The sequence below is a fragment of the Streptomyces sp. NPDC049040 genome, assembly GCF_043197715.1.
Classification (GTDB): Bacteria; Actinomycetota; Actinomycetes; order Streptomycetales; family Streptomycetaceae; genus Actinacidiphila.
On record NZ_JBICTO010000001.1, the window covers coordinates 637,901 to 655,770 of the forward strand.

Genomic DNA, 17,870 nt, shown 5'->3' on the forward strand with positions numbered 1-17,870 from the left:
CCGGATGAGGAGCGTTGCCAGGCCGGGAGGGTTGCTTGATTCGGTTTCCGGGGGTTTACGCCCGAGGCGTGGAGGCGCATTTGGCCCGTCCGTATTTTTCGGCCACAATCCCGCTGGATGGCTCACCCGGCTCGTGGCTATGTTGGCTGCGAATGGCCATCCGCATCCGAAAGGCGAGCCTCATGCCCAGCTCACAGAAAGCCCTCGATGACCGGCGCCCCCTGGCCACTCCGGCGGAGTTGTCGGCCTACCTCGGAGTCCCCGTCGCCACGCTCTACCAATGGCGTCACCGGGGCATCGGGCCGAAGGTCCACAAGCTCGGCCGCCACCTCCGCTACCGCTGGGCGGAGATTGAGGCATGGGTCGACCAACAGGCCGTCGACCTCGTGGCCTGACCGCGCACCCGTCAGCGCAGTGCGGCCTCCAGCGCGTCAACGCCGGAGGCCGCGAACTCCCCAGAACCGCGTCTGAACGATCGAACCAGGCGGTGCGGGCCTGCCAGCCCGGCGCCGCCAGTGGAGGAGATACCCATGCAGCGTACGACCCCGCGCCCGAACAGCGCATCCGGGAAACCGATGTGGCCGCCAGTTGCGATACCAGGCCAGCCCGGCGGCGCGTCTTGCCGCCTGCCTGCCTCCAACCATGCACCGGCGCCAACTGCGGTGGTGGCCGAGCGGCTGACCGCTCGTGCACTGTCCGCCGCTGACCGGGCTGCGGCTGGCTCTGACCGCGGTCCGGTCAGTGACCGGGCGCCCGGTGACCCGGCATCGGTCACTGACCGGGTGACCGCGGTCGCTGACCTGGTGGCGGTCACTGACCCCGGTCAGCCGGTCGGCCCGGTCAGTCCGGGGGCCGAAGTTCCGGCCACAGAGGGCGCTGACCTGCTGACCGAGCTGAGGTCAGCGGTTGCCCGGTACGTGGTCATGCCGTCCAGCGAGGCCCTTGACGCGGTCACCCTGTGGATAGCGGCGACCCATCTGCAACCCGCGTGGCAGCACGCACCAAGGTTGGCGGTGGTCGGTCCGGCGAAGCGGTGCGGGAAGTCGCGGCTGCTGGACGTGCTGCACGACACCGTCCATGACCCGTTCATCACGGTGAACTCGACCCCGGCGGCGATCTTCCGGTCGATCACCGAGCAGCCGCCCACCCTTCTGGTGGACGAGGCCGACACGATCTTCGGCAGCGCCAAGGTCGCGGAGAAGAACGAGGAGATGCGCGGCCTGCTCAACTCCGGGCACCAGCGCAACCGCCCCACCACCCGGGTTGTCGGTCCGGAGCACAAGCCGACCAGGTTCGCGACGTTCGCCATGGCGGCACTCGCCGGGATCGGCGACCTGCCCGACACGATCATGGATCGTGCCGTCGTGGTCCGGATGCGCAGGCGCGGGCCGGGCGAGACCGTGCGGCCCTTCCGTGCCCGCCGGGACACCCCGGTTCTCCACGTCCTGCGGGACCGGCTGGCGGCCTGGCTGGTGCCGTTGACCGACGCAGCAGCGGCCATGGAGCCGGTGATGCCGGTCGAAGACCGGGCGGCGGACACCTGGGAGCCGCTGGTGTCGGTCGCCGACCTGGCGGGGGGCCTTTGGCCGCAGCGGGCGCGGGCGGCGTGCCGGGTGATGACCGCCCACGAGGAGGGCCAGGACCAGGACACGGGCCTGAAGACCCGCATCCTGGCCGACATCCGTGCCGTGTTCGCCTCGTACGGGGACCCGGACGCGCTCTCGACGCAGTCCCTCCTTAACGCCCTGAACACGGACCCGGAGGGGCCGTGGCGCGAGTACGGCACCAGCGGTCTGACCCCGCGCGGCCTCCAACTGCTGCTGAGGGACTACGGGATCAGTGCGGCCAACCGCCGCTTCCCCGGCGACACCCAGCGCCGTGGCTTCACCCGCAACCAGTTCACCGACGCCTGGACCCGCTACTGCCCGCAACCCGAAGAGGCGCTCCCGGTCGGGCGGTAACCCTCGCTGACCCGTACCACCCGTCCCCGCGCAGGTCAGCGCGGGGACGGGTCACTTCCCCGTGACAAGTCGACCCGCATCGCCGCATCCACCCGTACCTGGGCTGACCAGCCATGCAACGGGTGGGACGGGTCGCACACCCTCACGCCCCCGTTCAGGAGTAGGACGAGCATGAACCAGTCCCAGAAGAAGCCCGGAGTCCTCGCACGGATCAGCCGGACGTTCACCGACCGCCCAGCAGGAGCAAGCTGGAGCGGTCGAAACTCCTATCGGATTTCGTCCGCGCTTGCCTCCGCCCCGGCGGGGGCGGAGGAGGACCGGCGCCAGGGGGCGCCGTGCCGGGAGGGTGAAGCCGAGCGCGGCCTCACCCAGGACAACCCCGAGCCGTCGGCCGATACCGCCTGTCCGTCCTGCGGTCAGCCATCGGCCCCTGTAGAGGCCGAGCCGCCGTCCTGGCGGGAGCCGGACGACCCGCCTTTGCCAGCGCCGATGTACCGCAAGCGCACCAAGGAGTCCCGCAGCCGGCCCCGCAGCATCCGCTTCACCCCGACCGCCGAACGCGTCATCGAAGAAGCGGCGAGGGCACGCGGCCAGTTCTTCGCGGGCTACGTCGGCGATGTCGCCTACGCGCATGCCCTCGGCAGGACTGCCGCGGCCAGTCCTGAGGACGACCCGGTCCGCCCGCTCGTCGAGACCGTGGAACGGCTCATCGCCCAGCTCCGCCGGACCGGCAACAACCTCAACCAGGTCACCCACGCGGTCAACTCCGGCGTCATACCCGAACACGCCGAGCACGTCCTGGAACGCGTGGAAGCAGCCGTCGAGGAGGCCTTCACCCTCCTCGACGGCTTCACCGGCAAAGGGGCGGCCTGATGGTGCCCGACGTGTCCACCGGCTCCCACACCGCAGGACTGCTGCACTACCTCTTCGGCCCCGGCCGCCGAGACGAACACCAAGACTCGCACATCGTCGCCGCCTGGGACCTGGCCGGCGCCCCCGACCCCGGCCGCGACCCCGACGCCACCATCGCCCGGCTCGCCGACCGCCTCGACCTCCACGCACGCCTCCGGGCGAAGGAGACCGGCACCATGCCGGCCAAGCACGTATGGCACTGCCCGGTGCGCACCGCGCCCGGCGACCGCTACCTCACCGACGCCGAGTGGGCGCAGGTGGCCCGCCGAGTCGTTGCGGCCACCGGGATCGCCCCCGACGGCGATGACCTGGCCTGCCGGTGGATCGCCGTCCGGCATGCCGATGACCACATCCACATCGCCGCGGTCTCCGTACGGGCCGACGGCCGCCGCGCCCGTACGAACCGCGACGGCTGGCGTGCGCAGAAGGAATGCAGGCGGATCGAGGAGGAGTTCGGGCTGCGGCAGCTCAAGTCCGGCGACTTGACCGCGCCCAAGACGCCCACCAGCGCCGAACAGGCGAAGGCTGAGCGCATGGGCAGGAGCGTCACCAGCCGTGAGTGGCTGCGTGATCAGGCTTACGGCGTTCTGGCCGCTGTCCGCACCGAGGAGGAGTTCTTCGACATCCTCGGCACGCTGGGCATCATGGTCAACAAGCGCATCGGGCCGCAGACGGGCCAGGTCACCGGTTACAGCCTTGCCGCGCCAGGTGACACCAATGATGCCGGTGAGCCGGTGTACTTCGGCGGTTCCAAGCTCGCGCCCGACCTGTCGATCGTCCGTATCCGCGAAACCCTCACCAACCCGCTCCTGCGCCCGGCCAAGGACTCCCGGCCGCAGCCACAGGACATCTGGCGGCAGGTGGACGAGGCCCTGCGCGAGACAGCCACCGTCCTGGAAGGCACGGACGACGCCGCAGCCCAAGCCCACCTGACCTCCGTCGGCACGCTCCTGCACAACACCGTCCGCGTCGCGCTACCAGACAGCCGGGCCGAACTCCAGGCCGCCGCAACCGCCTTCAACCGTGCCCGCCGCTCCGCGATCCGCGCCGACCACGAGAAAGCCACAGCTCTACGCGATGCGGCCAAGGACCTCCTGTACGCCTCACCCGACGCCGGCGGCATCGTCGTAGCGGTCCTCTTCGTGCTGATCCACACGGCCGCTGCTGCCGCCCGCTGGTACGAACAGCGAGGCTACGAACAGCAAGCGGCCGCAGCCCACCAGGCCGTCACCCACCTCCGCACCGGCTACCAGCAGGCCGCAGCTCCCGTGCTGGCCGACCTCACCCGCCGCACCCCACAGCCGGAGACCGCCCAGCGCTTCGAGGCCACCGTCCGCCAAACCATCCCCGACCACGCCGACCGCATCTTGGCCGACCCTGCCTGGCCCGCACTCACCACCGCCCTCGCCCAAGCCGAGACCACCGGCCACCACCTCCCCACCCTCCTGCGACAGGTAGCCGCGGACCGCGAACTCGATTCCGCCCACGCGCCCGCCGAGGTGATCGCCTGGCGCCTGATGACCGCACCCAACCGCCGAGCAGAGGCAGCCCGCACCCGCACCTATCTGCCGCCCGCGCCCGCAGGCGAACCCGCACGGTCGGCCCCGCCCCTGCCCCCAGCGCACCCGCCCATGCAGGACTCCCGGCGAGGTAGGTGACCGGGGCGTCAGCGCTGGCGCTTGCGTTCCAGGAAGACGACCGGGCAGTTCAGCGCCTCGGCGATACGGGCCAGATTGGCGGGCGTGGCGTTGCGCCAGCCGGACTCGATCTCTCCCACCAACTGCTCGGACACGCCGACCGTTCGGGCGAGTGCCCTCTTGGTCAGGCCGGCCTTCTCACGGGCCCAGGTGACGGCTTCAGGCTCCTGATGGAGCCTGCGAGGCCTGCTGCGGGTACGGGATGCCATGACGACTCCCAACGGTGGAAGGGTGGTGGGACGAAAGGACGTGCACCGACGCCGGTGCTGCGTGAGTTGCCGAGCCGGTCAGAGACTGCCCACCCCGGGGGTCCCCCGGCTGTCGGGCGCCACATCGTCGGTGAGTTCATAGGTGTGCCCGCCGTGGTGACCGGCGAATTCGCTGCACGGCTCGCGCGATACCCGGTCCGTAGCGGGGCAATCGGGCAACACCTCCAGAACGAAACAGGGAGACGCCGCCCCGGCCTCCCAGCGGGCCCAGACTGCGCCTGTCTCAGCGCCGGGCAGGTCCAGCGCCAGTGCGTAGTGCGCGCCGCATTCGTGGTCCTGGAGACAGCAGCGCAACTGCACCTCCACATCAGGGAGTTCCGCACTGCCGTGCGGCGCCGCCAGAGCGACGACTTGAGCGGACAGGGAAACGGGGAGGACGGCTGTCGCGCCGCAAACCGGGGAGAGGGCGGGTGCGGATGTCATGGTGCGGCTCTCTGAAGTTGCTCGGATCGGCTGTGCCGGGTGCGGGGGCTTCGGGGCTTTCCTGCGGGGCGGATTCCAGGCCCTACGTTTCGGGCGCCGCTCCCGATCGCATGAGCTCCCAGGGCAGCGCCGGCCGCCCTGTCGCACTGTTGCGTTCCGGCTCCTGCTCCGAGAGATCCGGGAGCATGATCTGCGCCCACACCACCTTGCCGGCGGCGGGTTCTGGGAGGGCGTATCCCCAGGCTTCGCTGAGTTCGTCGACCAGTTGCAGGCCACGGCCGCTTTCCGCGTCGCGTGACGGATGCCGCAGGACCGGCAGCCGACGGTCCCCATCGCAGACGAGGATGAGGAGGTATGCGGGCCACAGCTGCAGTACGAGAGTGCAGGCGCTGGCCACAGGCCGACCGGCCGGCTGCTCCGCTTCTGCCTCCGGCTTCGGGGCTGCGTGCCGAAGGGCATTGGCGGCAAGCTCGGAGATGATCGTGATGGCGTTGTCGACGGTGCCGGCGGGAACGTGCCAGCTCTGGAACGCGGCCGTCGCGTAGCGGCGGGCTGCTCGAACGGAATACAGCTGGGGCGCAAGGTCAAGGCTGCTGATCAGCGGTCTGTCGGCGGACGTCATGGTCACACCTCCTCACTCGTGCGGGACGAGTGCTCAGGGATCGGTTGTCGCGTGGTGCTCGTTGCACGCACTACGCAACCGTGTGGACACGCTGAGCGGTACCGTGAAGCGAAGGGGCGACCATGAAAGTCATGAAGCAGCCCGCGTCTCCGGGGAGTTGGTTCGGATGACTCAACCCACTGCACGCAATGCCGGTCTCGCCGCGCTGCTCGACGAGGCCGACTGGTCGCGGACCCAGTGCGCCCTCGCGGTCAACCGCGCTGGTCACGAGGCCGGCATGGCCCTGCACTACGACCAGAGCGCAGTGAGCCACTGGCTGAGCGGAACGATGCCTCGGGCCAGGGTGCGGCCGGTCATCGCGGAGGTCTTCGCCCGGCGGTTGAAGCGTCCGGTGACCCTCCAGGAAGCGGGATTGGCGAGTACCGGCGCTGTCGCGGCCACCGGGGGAGGAGAGACTGTTGATGACCTCCTCGAACTCGGAAAGGCGGACATGGACCCTTCCCGCAGAGGCGTACTGACGACAGCCCTCTACTCAGCGGCACTTGCCGTCCCCGGGTTCCCGGATCTGGCCGGCACGGACTGGTCTGTACCGGCGCGGCCGACCTCGCGGATCGGGGACGGCGAGGTCGAGATCGTCCGGTCCATGACGGAGCGGATCGCGGACATCCTCGACACTTTCGGCGGCGGCCACGCACGGCCCATGGCGGCGGCCTTCCTGGTGAACACCGTCTCCCCGTACTTACGCGCCGACGCCAGCGAAGCCCACCGCTCGGCGATGCTCTCCGCCGCCTCCGACCTGGTCTACCTCACCGGATGGATGGCGATGTACGAGCGCGAGCACGGCCTCGGGCAGCGCTACTACGTCAAGGCGCTCAAGCTGGCCGGCGCCGCCGAGGACCACCTCACCTACTGCCGGACGCTGCGCGGGATGAGCCTCCAGGCCGGCAACCTCGGCTACGGCACCAAGGCCCTCCAACTCGCCGACGCCGCTGCCGAAGCCTCACCCCAGGCAGGCCCCCGACTCCACGCCTTCCTCGCCGGCCAGCAGGCAGCCTCCGCCGCCCAGACCGGCGACCGCGCCCAGGCGTTCACACGGCTGGCAGAGACCGAGGCCGCGTTGTCGAAGGCTGACTCCCGCAAGGACGCCGTCGGCGGCTACGACGCCTCCGCCTTCCACTTCCACACCAGCGCGGTCCTCCACCACCTCGGCGACCTCCCCGGCTCCGTCAAGGCCATGCAGGACTGCCTCCGCACCCAGCCCCCGCAGGAACGCCAGGGCCGCGTCCACGCCAACGGCCTCCTCGCCCAACGCCAACTCGAACTCGGCCACCTCGACGCCGCATGCGCCACCTGGACCCTGTTCCTGGACGACTACGAACAGGTCTCGTCCTCACGCGGCGACGAGCACTTCGACACGATGCGCACCCGCATCCGCACCCACCGCAAGTCCCCCTCAGTCCGCACCCTGGAACAGCGCGCCCGAGAAGTCGCAACCCGGAAGGGTATGGCGGCATAGCTCGCTACGGGCAAGAGCACTGAACCGACGGGGCCGGCTCTGATCCCACTGCCTGTGCGTGCGTCGACTCCGCTATCCGTCCGCTGAGCACTCGGCCGGTTGCCCTGGTGTCCCGCTAAGGCCGCATGGTCCAAGTGGCGATAGCCGGGGACAGCGCTTACGCGGTGGGATTCCACCGGCCCTCGAAGAAGGCGAGTTCGAGGAGATCCGGACAAGCCGGGGGCCAGCCGATTCCTGCCGAGGCGAGTTGCTCACTCGCGGCAGTCATCCATCGCAGGTAGATGTCATAGCGATGCGGGGTCCACCCGCCGTCGCTCCAAATCCAAGCCGCTACCTTGGCGGCAGACTGCTCGCCCATCTGCTCGCCGATGCCAGCGGCGTAGGCGCGAAGCACCCGCGCCACCCTCATGTCCAGAATCAGTGGGGCGGTGGGCGGTACGGATCCGACTGCCGGGCCCAGGAAGTAGAGAAGCTTGGTGAAGAACGCTGGACCGAGGCCCTTTACCGCCCCTCGCAGGACGCTGTACGAGGCCACCGCGCCATGCCGTATGAGGGCGTCGACAGCTTGGACCAAGTGGGCGGGGAGACCAGCATCGGCAAGTATCTCCTCCAACCGATGGGGTCCATAGCCAGCGAGTCCCTGCCCCCAGACGTACGAGGCCACCAGGGCTTCGCTCCACTCTTCACGCGCCAGGGCATCGCCCACAGCCGATACCGCTTGGCGGCGGCTCAAGCGGACCTTTCCTGTTGTGCTCCGGTCGGCCAGGCTTCGGGGCCATGGACTGACCGTGGCCCAGCGGACGGGAAAGTAGTCGACTGTGTGGCAGCCCGTGCCCTCCGCGTACTGGGCACCGGCTCCTCTCAGCCAGACGCCGAGGCTTGCGACAGCGGAGCCCGGCAGAAGACGGGCTGCCATTTCGGCGTCAAGGACATCTGCAACCTGCTGTCGGCCCATGCGGCCCCCCCGGGAAAGCATCTGCGGAGCATCTTGCCAGCCGACGCTCCAGGCGGGTGCCTTTTCGCCGGAACCGCAGGCGCCCGGGGGAACCGCGCGGGGCTGCGTCGCAGGTAGGAGCCCTGGCGTGTCATCCTGCGTGCCCAGCGGTTAGCCCCGCAGCGGCCCGCGTCCCAAGCTGCGGAGCGACCTGCAATTACACTTGCGCCCCGGGGCTCGCGTTCGCGGTCAGCTGTACTCGGCCGTCACGCTGGACTGTCCGGAAAGAAGCTGGGATGTTCGTCCGCAGAGAACGGGTCGCTAGCGCGTTCGAATCTAATCGGACGCACAGAGTGGAAGAGGCCGGACTACGGCCTGTCGGCCCGGCGGTGTGCACGTGATGGAGGACGAATGTCGAAGCTTCTTGCGGTCGAGATCTGCGCTGGAGCGGGGGGCCAAGCCCTGGGCTTGGAGCGGGCAGGCTTCGGGCACAAGCTGGCGGTCGAACTCGACCCCAACGCAGCGGCCACGCTTCGGCACAACCGGAAAGACTGGCACGTCGCAGAAGGCGATGTAGCCAGCCGGGACGTCTGGCACCCGGAGGAATACCACGGCATCGACCTGCTCGCGGGAGGGGTGCCCTGCCCGCCCTTCACTATCGCCGGCAAGCAGCTCGGGGCCACTGACGAGCGGGACCTCTTCGCCTGGGCGGTCAGTCAGGTCAAGACCGTGGAGCCCAAGGCCCTCCTGCTGGAGAATGTGCGCGGCCTCAGCGCCAACCGCTTCGCGGCGTACCGCCAGCACGTACTGGACGAGCTTCAGAGGTGTGGCTACGTGGCCTCATGGAGGCTGCTCCAGGCCTCCGACTTCGGCGTCCCGCAGCTGCGGCCCAGGTTCGTGCTGGTCGCGCTGAAGCGCGAGTACGCCGAATACTTCACCTGGCCGGAGCCGCTCGAGGGGGACAAGCCGACAGTGGGCGGAACCCTGGCGGGCATGATGGGCTCTGGCGGCTGGGAAGGCGCCGACGCATGGGCAGAGGGCGCTCTCGCCATTGCCCCGACGATCGTCGGCGGCTCGAAGAAGCACGGCGGCGCCGACCTCGGGCCTACCAGGGCCAAGACCGCATGGAAGAAGCTGGGCGTGGACGCTATGGGCGTGGCCGATGCGCCGCCGGAGGCCGGATGGGTCGTGCCCGAAGGCAAGCCGGGACCGAAGCTGACGTGCGAGATGGTCGCCCGCATCCAAGGGTGGGAGGAGGGGGAGTGGGAGTTCACCGGCGGCAAGACCACCCGGTACCGGCAGATCGGCAACGCCTTCCCCCCGCCTGTGGCCGAAGCGGTCGGCCGGTCCATCTACCAGGCCCTCAAAAAGGAGGGCAAGCGGGTCGAGCTTGTGGAGACCACCGAGGTGATCCACGACCCCGTCTACAAGCTGCTGCGCGGTGCCGAACGCCCGGTCGGCATGAGCCAGATCATCACGAAGCTCCAAAAGGGCGGGGTGGAGCTGAGCGAGCCCGAGGTGGAGCGCCATCTGGCTCACCTCGAAAGGGACTTCGTGATCGAGCGGGCGAAGCGTTCGGGCGGCACCTACGCCTACACCCTTGGCGAGTTCAAGGCCTTCGTCGGGCAGGAAGGCCATGAGCGGCACGAGCTGTTCGCCGTGAACAAAGCCAGGATCAGCTGAGCCGCACCGGGCCGGGGCGCAGGCGGAACGCCGGCCCCGGCCCGGTCACTGTCCGCTCCGGCGCTCCCGTGTCGCCTTGCGCTCGCTCACAGCTGCGACCACGGCTGCGGCGCACTCGCCCGCTGGCTCGTGCTCCCAGAAGCGCAGGACCAGCCAGCCGGAATCGGCCAGCCTCTCATCGGTCTCCCGGTCTCGGCGCATGTTGCCGCCTATCTTCTCCCGCCAGTAGTCGGGATTGGTTTTGGGCGGTACGAAGTGCTGCTCGCAGCCGTGCCAGAAGCAGCCGTCGACGAACACGGCCACCCGTACCGGCCGGAACACCATGTCAGCGGTCCTGCGCATGCCGGGCAGCGGCTTGGCCGCGACGCGATAGCGCAGCCCGGCCGCGTGGACCAGGGAGCGCAAGGCCAGCTCAGGGGCGGTGTCGCGAGCGCGGTTCCCCAGCATGCTGCGCCGGTTGGCGGCTGATGAGGCCCATGAGCCCTTCGGCGCTGTCCATGCCGCGCCTGCGTCGGCGTCGTTTGCTTTCGCGCTCATATCTCGGGCAGTTTCGGAACGGTCTCTTCGGGGTCCGACGGCAGTGCTCGTACCCACTGCTCCCCGTTCAATTCTATGTAGGGCGCGTCGCTGTGATGCGCCTGCCGACGTGCGAGCCGCACGCTCACCGAGTCCCCTGCCTGCGGGACGGGCAGACCCAGCAGACGCGCGATGTCGCCATGGCTCGTGTAGTGGCCGAGGATGACGATGCCGCGGGATTGGAGGCGCGAGCGGGAGCCGCCGTTGTAGCGGACCCGCTTCATGTAGTCCTCCTGCATGGCCACGGTGGCGACCACGGTCCGGCTGACGCGCCTCCCCTGGGCACGCAAGAAGAGCTCGTCGACCCGGCCCTGTCCCGACTTCTGGGCGAAGACCGAGTCCGCATCATCCGGCGAGAGCCCGAGCAGCATGTTCTCCTTGAGCGGGGCCTCACGGAAAAGCCAGCGGATGGCTTCCCGCCCTGCTCTGTTCAGGGTGGTCTTGGCATCGCGGTTTCCGCCCGTGTTGAGGCAGCCGGGAGCCGCTCGCACCAGACCGGCGGACCACCGCGCTTTGATGTCGCTGGCCCAGACAACGAGCAGCAGGTGCCCGACGGCCTCCGGGGGGATCATCCAGCCGCCCGGGGTCTGGGAGAACTTGCAGTCCACGTCGACGCCGACGATGCGGTAGTCCATCACCGCCCCGTCGCCGAAACCGAACTCACGCTGGAGATTGATCTCGACGAGGGTCCCCATATGGGCCTTCTCCGTCTTGTACAGCTGCTCCCAGCGGAAGCGGCCGGTGTGCTGCCCGTCGAGGAGCATGTCGATGCTCCTGCGGATCGCACCGGCGAAGCGCGTTCCGTCCAGATCCTGCCGCAGGATCGCCGCCGCCACGGCCTCCAGCTCCGCATCCTGCACAGGCTGCGGCCCCCATAGAGGGGCCTGTACCCCCTCGATGCCTTCATCCACAGGACGTGACCCTATCCGTCCCTGCTTCGCGGACAGGCACCGCGGCGGGCGTGGAACACTCGGTGCCATGATCCGCGAACCCGCTGAAACCGCTGTCGATGACGACGGACGAGTCGCGTTGCCGCTGGGCCTCTTGGCCGAAGCGGGCCTCGATACGGGGTCCAGGCTGCTCGCCTTCAGCGACGGCGACGGCCGCATCGTGCTCCAGCGCGAGGCGGACGCACTGGACCGGCTGCTGCACGACGGCTCGCTCTGATCCGCAAACCGCGGAGGGGATCAGCTGCGCTCGGCTTCTGCTCCCTGAGCATGGCGGAGCAGAGCCTGGAGGTCCGCTGCGTCCATGCCTGCGGCGAAGGCCGGCTCCTCTTCAAGATCGCTCAGCATTTGCACGGAGGGGTCGTCCAGGATCCTGCCCATGAAGTCGAGCTTCTCGCCGAGGCGCATGGCAACAACCTCGTCCGCAGTCCCCTCCGACGCCAGGACGGTGATGCGGGTCACGGCGTCCGGGGCGAGCCCGAGCCGGTGGATGCGGTCGAGGCTCTGGAGGAAGCGCCCGGCCTGGAAGTCGCGGTCGATGAACACCGCGTCGTGGCAGACCTGGTGCAGGCTGATGCCCTCGCCGAGAGTGGCCGGATTGGAGACGAGGACCGCGCAGTCCGCGTCCTCCCGGAAACGGCGCAACTGCTCGTCCCTATCAGGGGTCCCCCCGTGCACGACGGCTGGGCGGTAGTCCGCGAAGAGGCGCTCCAGGGTCGTGATGCTCCGCACGAAGCTCGCCCATACCAGCGTCTTGCGCCCTTCCGCGGCGTTGGCTGCCACGATCGCCAGCGCCTCCTGGTACTTGGGCGGCACCTCGTAGCTCGGCAGCTTCCGGAGGAGCGCCATGAGAGGGTCGCCATCGGGGACGGTGAGCGGCGGTACCCGGAGCGAGAGGGGCTCGTACTTGGTGGCGCCCGCAACGAGGAGAGCCGGACTGGTTGCGGCCATCAGCAGGCGGAGCACTGCCTTGCCCAAGGCTTGGAAGTCCGAGCGGCTGGACTCGGCGCGCGCGGTGAAGCGGCCGACCATCGCGTCGTAGATCTCGCGGTGCAGCGGGGGCATGGGCAGCATCCGCAGCCGCAGGTCGACAGGCGGGAGGCCGAGCTCCTGCTTGGTGGTGCGGGTGTAGAGCGGACTCAGGACGCGGCTGGCCTCGGCAAGGTCGCCGCCGTCGACCGCCTGTGTCACCACCCGGCGGCCATGGCCGGGCCAGACGAACGACAGCAGGTTCTCCAGGTCCTTCGCGCCGTTCGGTGCCGGGGTACCCGTGAGGATGAGCCGGCGGGTGCTCAGCGGGCCGAGGGCCAGGCAGACGGCCCCGTACACGCCGGCGCCGCCGAGCTTCATGCGGTGGGCCTCGTCCAAGACCAGCATCGTGGGCACAGAGGTGAGCCAGTCCGCTAGGCCGAACTGGGAACGGCCGAGCCGCTCGTAGTTCACCAGGAGGACATCGGCGGACTCGGGCATCCGGCTGCCGACCACCTGGACGTCCAGCGGCCGTTCGAAGCAGACACGGCTCTCGAACTGCCACGCCTCATAGGCGGACTTGGGGCTGACGACGAGCAGCCGGTCGACCTCGCCGCGCTCGCGGAGCGCGGCGAACACGGCCAGCGCTACCCGGGTCTTGCCGGCCCCCGGCACGCTGAAGTTCGCCCCGTGCCGCAGCGACAGCAGCCGGGCCGCGTCCCGCTGCTGGAAGGAGGTCAGACCGCCGCGCCATCCGTCGCCCAGCAGGCCGTCGAGGTCTTCCGGCGCGACGGCTTCCCCGTCGGTCCCGCCGTTGAGGAACCGCTCCGCGGTCTCGGCGGTGTCGAGCATCTCCTCGACCAGAGCCTGGAAGGGGCCGTCGAAGACGACACCCTCCGGGTCGGGCCATCCGGCGAGTGCTTCGAGGCCCGCGACGAACTCATCGACCGGGATCGCGGCGGTGAGCAGTTCGGTCATCCTGCCGCTGGGGAACCGGGACAGCAGCCGAGCGAGGTCCCCCTTGTGTTCCGGAACCGTCCGCAGCAGTGCCCGGGTCCGACTGATGTCGAACCCGAGGGCGAGGCTGGGAGCGGTGGTATCCGGCACTCACAGTCCTTCTTTGAGCAGTCCGAACAGCCAGGAGGTTTCGTCCCCGGGCTCGGGGATGGTGCGCTTGACCTCGACTGCGAGCTTACCCAGGCTCTTCCTGAGCTTGGCCACGGCGTCGTCGAAGGCATCCTCGTCGAGGCTGCGCGAACTGCGGGACATGACCAGGTCGGTGACGCACTGGTCGATGTCCTGGCACGCGTCGGCCAGCCGGGCGGGAGCGGCCTGCTTGCGCTTGCGGACCCGGGCGTCCTTGCCGGCGAACTCGAGGGACTCCTCGAAGGCGTCCTTGTATGTTGCGAGGGTGTTCTGCGCCCGGACTCCGTCGCGGCTGCTGAGCGACACATCCGCGGAGCTGAGCGCCCGGGCCTGGAGGAGCGCATCGGTCATCGCACGGGCCGAGGCCAGCCTGTCGGACGGTCCCTTCACCGACCGCGCCAGCCCGGGGATCTTCACCTCGCCCGCAGTCGGCGCCTTGGGCTGCAGGCCCTCCGGGAGCGCCTTCGCCAGGTAGCGGTCCTGGAAGTCGGACTCGATGAGCCGCACGTCGGTCTTGGAGAACCCCAGCGCGATGGCCGAGAGGCGGGACTCCAGCATCAGCTCCGCCTTGTCCGGATTGCTGGCGGCCTCCTTGGCGTACTTGCGGTGGAGCTCCCGAAGCTTCTCCGTGTGGTCCTCGAACGCGATGAGCGGGAGTGCCTTCCCGCTGGCCTCGCTCCTCTTGATCATGGTCCGGATGACGCTGAGGACCCACTGGTCCCGCCGGCACGCCTCTACGGTGCTGCGGAAGGCCGTAGCAATAGCCGACAGCGACGTTCCCTGCGCCGCCATCTCGTCGATGGCGAGCAGCCGGTTGATGTAGGAGTAGTCCCTGCGGTGGTCCTTGCGCAGCTGGAGCGAGAGCTCGACGGCGGCGATGTCGGACCAGTCGCACGACTGGGGTAGGACAGCAACCCGCATCGCGCGGGTGGGTCCGAACTCCTGCAGCAGCGCAGCCCGCCGGGTGTTGCCGTTGACGAGGACGCCGTCGCGGGTGATCAGGCCGGGGTCGTTCTGCCCGTAGTCGCGGAGGCTCTCCGCCAGGTTGAGGAACTCGGGGTCCGGACGGGAGGGATCAGAGGGCAGAGCCTTGAGCAGGAGGTCGAGGTATTCCTGGCTCTTGTCGCTCCACGGCTCGGTGTCCAGCAGCCTGTCCCGGCCCACGTCGTGGCTGCGCTGGGCGCGGATGCGGTGTGTGGCCGGGTTGTAGTAAAGGTCCCCCACCTGCATCTCGATGACGTCGAAGTGGCCGGGCTTGCCGCGCCATTCGATCGTCAGGGTCTCGCGGGCCCCGTCGGCATCGGCGAGTTCCTTGAGCCGCCGGGCCACCGTCGCGCGGTTCTCCTCGGCGCGGGCGGGGCGCCCGTAGTCTTGCGTCACTGCACTCTCCCCCTGCTGGATATCTTGTTCGCCGCGCTTGTTCAGAGCCCGAGCGCCGCCCGAACTGCGGCGCGGGACTCCTCAGGCAGGGAGCGGTACTCGCCCCAGATCCGCTCGGCCGCGCTGAAGACCCGCTCGTCCGCCTCAGCCCAGCCGGCGAGCGCGCGGCGCTCTGCGACAGGCAGCGCGTTGACGGTGCTCAGCACCTTCGTCAGGTCCGCTACGAGTTCGCGGGCGCCGAGGCGGCACCGCTGGCACTCGGTGACCAGCTCAGGCTCTTCGGCGCCATCCGCGCGCCGCACCCGCCGACGGGCGATGTCGAGTTGCGCCTGTTCGTAGGTCCCCTCGTAGCGGGCACCCGGAGTGATACCGCACGAGCGGCACATGTTGCCATCGCGGGAGATGATCTCACGCCGCCTGCCGGCCCCGATGGCGATCGTGCCGCGGGGCCGGGTCGCCTTTCCCGGCTCCCAGACGGGAATCCCCGGCTCCACGAACCGCTGTTCGACCGGATCGAGGCTTTCGTCCTCTCTGTTCGTGCTGATAGACCACCCGAAGTCCCGCAGATCGCGCATACGCCTGTCGACCTGCGAGACACCGGGGAACGCTCGGCGCAACTCTTCTTTCGTGAAGACCTCGCCTTCACCGACGACGGTCACCAGCCAGAGGGCGACCCGCTTCATCGTTCCCAGGGAAGTGTCTTCCCACGAGGGGAGGTCGGACATTCGCACCACCGGATCTTCGGAAGTAGTTCAGGAGACGGCGGCTCGGGAGGGCTGTCGCGCTGAGAGCCCACTGCCGCCGGATTATTTATACCACGGTCGCGGCGGGACATGACAGCTCATATGTTCTAGTTGCGGCGCTTCGCGTGGATATGCGTCCTTCCCGACGGCGGTGTGCGCGAACAGGATTCTTTACAGCACGGTAGGGAATTCCCTCCTTGCGGCGGCTACCCGGGGGCCTGCTGCCCGATGTAGTGTCAACCCGCGTCGCCTCATAGGGGTCGCGCTCTCCCTCGTACCTAAGGAGCCGGAGGTCTAGTGCCGCGTACGGTAAAAGTCGACATTGACGGAGGGGTCGAGCGGGAATTCACCGCTGCCCTGAACGAGCTGTACTCCCTGTTCGCGCCGCTCACGATGGCATCGGTGGCGCGGCGAGTCGGTGTCTCCGAACCCGCGGTCTCCCACTGGCTCCGCGGGCGGCGGGCTCCGCAGGAGCCGTCCCTCGCCCGCTTGTACTCCGAGGCGGTGAAGGTGGCGCTGGCCACGGGGCGCACCGTCCCTTACCGGCTTGACCAGTTGATCGACATGCGCCATGAAGCCTGCTGCGGCTCCTCGGCCTGCCGGGATCGACGTGCCGCCAGGTCGGCGTTGGCGGAGGGGGACCGGCGCAACAGCGAATGTCCACCGGTCGGTAGCGAGGGGGACCGGCGCAACGCACAAGCGCCGTCCCTCCTGGCGGTCGGCAAGCGCTCGCCGACCGGGGAAGCCCTCGCACTCCTCGGCGCTGGCAATCGGAATGAGGCATTCCGCATTTTACGTCGCATGAGTATTTCTGCGCCGGTGGCGCAGCTTCAGTCCGCTGTTGAAATGCTTCTGGAGCGCGGCGAAGAAGATGCCGCGCGTATCCTGCTCGGGGAAATGGTCGTTCATCGGGGTGGCGGGATGGTAGACATGGTGATCTTCGCATCCCGTGCGCGGATGGGGGTGCAATCTTGACGCCGCCTGCTTCGGCCGGGTGTTATTCCGGCAACCGGCAGGCGTGTAAGATCTTCAGCAATCCGTCGAATCTTATTCGCCGGTGGTGCAAGATGTGAAGCCCTAGAGCGTGCATTCGACGGACAGTTTTGACGTCGATGCTTCCGATCATGCGAGAAAGCGGGTCAGGTACTGCTTCACGTCCGCGAGCCGCCGCCCTTCCGGGCCGCCGGCTCTATCCCGCCACGACTTGAAGGAGCCCGGCCGGTCCACGGCCTCGAAAACCGGACCGCACCGGGCCCTCCGAGGAACCCCATCATGCAGACGCACCGCAAAGGAATCCCTCATGAGCAAGACTAATCGCCAGCGTCGGCGGGCGTCGCCCAAGGGCGCAGCCCAGGGCCGCCGCACGCGCCGGACCAACCGTCCCGTCAGCCGCAGTTCCCGCAAGCCCCCCGCCCGTTACCAGTGGTCCTTCCTGTCCGAGTGCCGCAGCCCTCGCATCCGCAGGATCTACGGCCTGGCGGGCCCCTTCGTCGTGTACGCGCTGACCCGGGTGGCCCAGGGGATCGCGGAGACGGCGGGAGACCGCCTGTGGCGGTGGGGAGCCGTTCTGGCCACCTGCGTCGTGAACCTCCTGGGGCTGCACATCCGCAACTGAGCGGGTCGGCCGATCCGGGTCTGCCATGCCGGCCCGCCCGGCACTGCGGACCCGGAGGCAGTAGGCAGGGCGCACGGCTCCGCGCAGAACCGGCCGCCGGCGCGAACCGCATCCACGGTTCGCGCCGGCGGCCTCGTCTTCCTGGACGCTCTCGATCGAGCCCCGTGCCGACCACGGACCGGCACGGGGCCGGGCGGCGTTCTTCGCGGGTCCCGAAACCCTGTCGACCCGCAGCACGCATTCAGCACACATGAGTCGTGAAAGCCTCCACGGCCAGTGGAAACCAGCGGAGGGAGTTTTCGCAGCTCATCGCCCTTGCGGGGCGATCGCCGCAGGTCACGAAGCCACCCCGGGGGAATTTGCAAGGCAGATGTCAGGAGTTCGAATCTCCTAGGCTCCACAGTGGTTCGACGCAGGTCAGCGGCCCCCTCGCCCGGGTAAGGGCGAGGGGGCCGTCGGCGTCTGCCCACCGGGGCC

18 protein-coding genes are annotated in these 17,870 nt (G+C 69.2%); 9 read left to right on the plus strand and 9 right to left on the minus strand.

Annotated elements, in window-relative coordinates:
• Positions 1-182: 182 nt before the first annotated feature.
• From ACGFMP_RS02920 to ACGFMP_RS02935, 4 genes are all read left to right on the plus strand, one after another.
• On the plus strand, positions 183-395 hold the full coding sequence (locus ACGFMP_RS02920) for a helix-turn-helix transcriptional regulator (RefSeq protein ID WP_393669850.1): 213 nt from the start codon (positions 183-185) through the stop codon (positions 393-395).
• A gap of 135 nt (positions 396-530) precedes the next feature.
• Positions 531-1,961, plus strand: coding sequence for a DUF3631 domain-containing protein (locus tag ACGFMP_RS02925; RefSeq protein WP_393669851.1), 1,431 nt, complete (start codon positions 531-533; stop codon positions 1,959-1,961).
• A gap of 489 nt (positions 1,962-2,450) precedes the next feature.
• Complete coding sequence (locus tag ACGFMP_RS02930) at positions 2,451-2,834, plus strand: MobC family plasmid mobilization relaxosome protein (protein WP_393669852.1); 384 nt, start codon at positions 2,451-2,453, stop codon at positions 2,832-2,834.
• The gene (locus ACGFMP_RS02935) at positions 2,834-4,531 is read left to right on the plus strand and encodes a relaxase/mobilization nuclease domain-containing protein (RefSeq protein WP_393669853.1); all 1,698 of its coding nucleotides are present in this window, start codon (positions 2,834-2,836) and stop codon (positions 4,529-4,531) included. Before ACGFMP_RS02930 ends, ACGFMP_RS02935 begins: the two co-directional genes overlap by 1 nt.
• Positions 4,532-4,539: 8 nt before the next feature.
• On the opposite strand, the gene ACGFMP_RS02940 is transcribed toward ACGFMP_RS02935, so the two are convergent.
• The 3 genes from ACGFMP_RS02940 to ACGFMP_RS02950 all read right to left on the minus strand — a co-directional run bounded on the left by ACGFMP_RS02940 (position 4,540) and on the right by ACGFMP_RS02950 (position 5,884).
• A complete protein-coding gene (locus ACGFMP_RS02940) occupies positions 4,540-4,779 on the minus strand; it encodes a helix-turn-helix domain-containing protein (RefSeq protein ID WP_393669854.1) in 240 nt (79 codons plus the stop codon).
• 78 nt (positions 4,780-4,857) lie between these two features.
• Positions 4,858-5,262: a hypothetical protein gene (locus ACGFMP_RS02945; protein ID WP_393669855.1), complete on the minus strand. Its 405-nt coding sequence runs from the start codon at positions 5,260-5,262 to the stop codon at positions 4,858-4,860.
• Between the two features lie 82 nt (positions 5,263-5,344).
• The gene (locus ACGFMP_RS02950) at positions 5,345-5,884 is read right to left on the minus strand and encodes an ATP-binding protein (RefSeq protein ID WP_393669856.1); all 540 of its coding nucleotides are present in this window, start codon (positions 5,882-5,884) and stop codon (positions 5,345-5,347) included.
• Between the two features lie 166 nt (positions 5,885-6,050).
• Between ACGFMP_RS02950 and ACGFMP_RS02955 the strand changes: the two genes are divergently transcribed.
• A complete protein-coding gene (locus tag ACGFMP_RS02955; protein WP_393669857.1) occupies positions 6,051-7,400 on the plus strand; it encodes a hypothetical protein in 1,350 nt (449 codons plus the stop codon).
• Between the two features lie 157 nt (positions 7,401-7,557).
• On the opposite strand, the gene ACGFMP_RS02960 is transcribed toward ACGFMP_RS02955, so the two are convergent.
• Complete coding sequence (locus ACGFMP_RS02960; protein ID WP_393669858.1) at positions 7,558-8,355, minus strand: hypothetical protein; 798 nt, start codon at positions 8,353-8,355, stop codon at positions 7,558-7,560.
• Between the two features lie 390 nt (positions 8,356-8,745).
• On the opposite strand from ACGFMP_RS02960, the gene ACGFMP_RS02965 reads away from it, so the two are divergent.
• Positions 8,746-10,017 (plus strand): DNA cytosine methyltransferase, encoded by a 1,272-nt coding sequence (locus tag ACGFMP_RS02965; RefSeq protein WP_393669859.1) that lies wholly within the window; start codon positions 8,746-8,748, stop codon positions 10,015-10,017.
• A 45-nt stretch (positions 10,018-10,062) separates the two neighbouring features.
• Here ACGFMP_RS02965 and ACGFMP_RS02970 read toward each other — a convergent pair whose 3' ends face one another.
• Together ACGFMP_RS02970 and ACGFMP_RS02975 are read right to left on the minus strand one after the other, a co-directional pair.
• Positions 10,063-10,554, minus strand: coding sequence for a very short patch repair endonuclease (locus tag ACGFMP_RS02970; RefSeq protein ID WP_393669860.1), 492 nt, complete (start codon positions 10,552-10,554; stop codon positions 10,063-10,065).
• Positions 10,551-11,504 (minus strand): NaeI family type II restriction endonuclease, encoded by a 954-nt coding sequence (locus ACGFMP_RS02975; protein ID WP_393669861.1) that lies wholly within the window; start codon positions 11,502-11,504, stop codon positions 10,551-10,553. The genes ACGFMP_RS02970 and ACGFMP_RS02975 overlap by 4 nt, the downstream gene beginning before the upstream one ends.
• Positions 11,505-11,571: 67 nt before the next feature.
• On the opposite strand from ACGFMP_RS02975, the gene ACGFMP_RS02980 reads away from it, so the two are divergent.
• Entirely contained in the window at positions 11,572-11,760 is a 189-nt protein-coding gene (locus ACGFMP_RS02980; RefSeq protein WP_393669862.1) for a hypothetical protein, read from the plus strand.
• 20 nt (positions 11,761-11,780) lie between these two features.
• Here ACGFMP_RS02980 and ACGFMP_RS02985 read toward each other — a convergent pair whose 3' ends face one another.
• Genes ACGFMP_RS02985 through ACGFMP_RS02995 form a run of 3 tightly spaced genes read right to left on the minus strand, consistent with a single transcriptional unit; the run spans position 11,781 to position 15,760 of the window.
• Positions 11,781-13,616 (minus strand): DEAD/DEAH box helicase, encoded by a 1,836-nt coding sequence (locus ACGFMP_RS02985; RefSeq protein ID WP_393669863.1) that lies wholly within the window; start codon positions 13,614-13,616, stop codon positions 11,781-11,783.
• Complete coding sequence (locus ACGFMP_RS02990) at positions 13,617-15,035, minus strand: transcriptional regulator (protein WP_393669864.1); 1,419 nt, start codon at positions 15,033-15,035, stop codon at positions 13,617-13,619.
• Between the two features lie 41 nt (positions 15,036-15,076).
• A complete protein-coding gene (locus ACGFMP_RS02995) occupies positions 15,077-15,760 on the minus strand; it encodes a hypothetical protein (protein ID WP_393669865.1) in 684 nt (227 codons plus the stop codon).
• Between the two features lie 315 nt (positions 15,761-16,075).
• On the opposite strand from ACGFMP_RS02995, the gene ACGFMP_RS03000 reads away from it, so the two are divergent.
• Positions 16,076-16,753, plus strand: a complete 678-nt coding sequence (locus ACGFMP_RS03000; protein WP_393669866.1) for a helix-turn-helix domain-containing protein — start codon at positions 16,076-16,078, stop codon at positions 16,751-16,753.
• A gap of 325 nt (positions 16,754-17,078) precedes the next feature.
• A complete protein-coding gene (locus ACGFMP_RS03005) occupies positions 17,079-17,393 on the plus strand; it encodes a hypothetical protein (protein ID WP_393669867.1) in 315 nt (104 codons plus the stop codon).
• Positions 17,394-17,870: the final 477 nt, after the last annotated feature.

Coding starts and splice junctions, on each gene's coding strand:
- ACGFMP_RS02960 (WP_393669858.1), bottom strand. CDS start 8,355: ATGGGCCGACAGCAGGTTGCAGATGTCCTTGACGCCGAAATGGCAGCC.
- ACGFMP_RS02965 (WP_393669859.1), top strand. CDS start 8,746: ATGTCGAAGCTTCTTGCGGTCGAGATCTGCGCTGGAGCGGGGGGCCAA.
- ACGFMP_RS02950 (WP_393669856.1), bottom strand. CDS start 5,884: ATGACGTCCGCCGACAGACCGCTGATCAGCAGCCTTGACCTTGCGCCC.
- ACGFMP_RS02970 (WP_393669860.1), bottom strand. CDS start 10,554: ATGAGCGCGAAAGCAAACGACGCCGACGCAGGCGCGGCATGGACAGCG.
- ACGFMP_RS02980 (WP_393669862.1), top strand. CDS start 11,572: ATGATCCGCGAACCCGCTGAAACCGCTGTCGATGACGACGGACGAGTC.
- ACGFMP_RS02995 (WP_393669865.1), bottom strand. CDS start 15,760: ATGTCCGACCTCCCCTCGTGGGAAGACACTTCCCTGGGAACGATGAAG.
- ACGFMP_RS03005 (WP_393669867.1), top strand. CDS start 17,079: ATGAGCAAGACTAATCGCCAGCGTCGGCGGGCGTCGCCCAAGGGCGCA.
- ACGFMP_RS02955 (WP_393669857.1), top strand. CDS start 6,051: ATGACTCAACCCACTGCACGCAATGCCGGTCTCGCCGCGCTGCTCGAC.
- ACGFMP_RS02945 (WP_393669855.1), bottom strand. CDS start 5,262: ATGACATCCGCACCCGCCCTCTCCCCGGTTTGCGGCGCGACAGCCGTC.
- ACGFMP_RS02940 (WP_393669854.1), bottom strand. CDS start 4,779: ATGGCATCCCGTACCCGCAGCAGGCCTCGCAGGCTCCATCAGGAGCCT.
- ACGFMP_RS02935 (WP_393669853.1), top strand. CDS start 2,834: ATGGTGCCCGACGTGTCCACCGGCTCCCACACCGCAGGACTGCTGCAC.
- ACGFMP_RS02930 (WP_393669852.1), top strand. CDS start 2,451: ATGTACCGCAAGCGCACCAAGGAGTCCCGCAGCCGGCCCCGCAGCATC.
- ACGFMP_RS02925 (WP_393669851.1), top strand. CDS start 531: ATGCAGCGTACGACCCCGCGCCCGAACAGCGCATCCGGGAAACCGATG.
- ACGFMP_RS02920 (WP_393669850.1), top strand. CDS start 183: ATGCCCAGCTCACAGAAAGCCCTCGATGACCGGCGCCCCCTGGCCACT.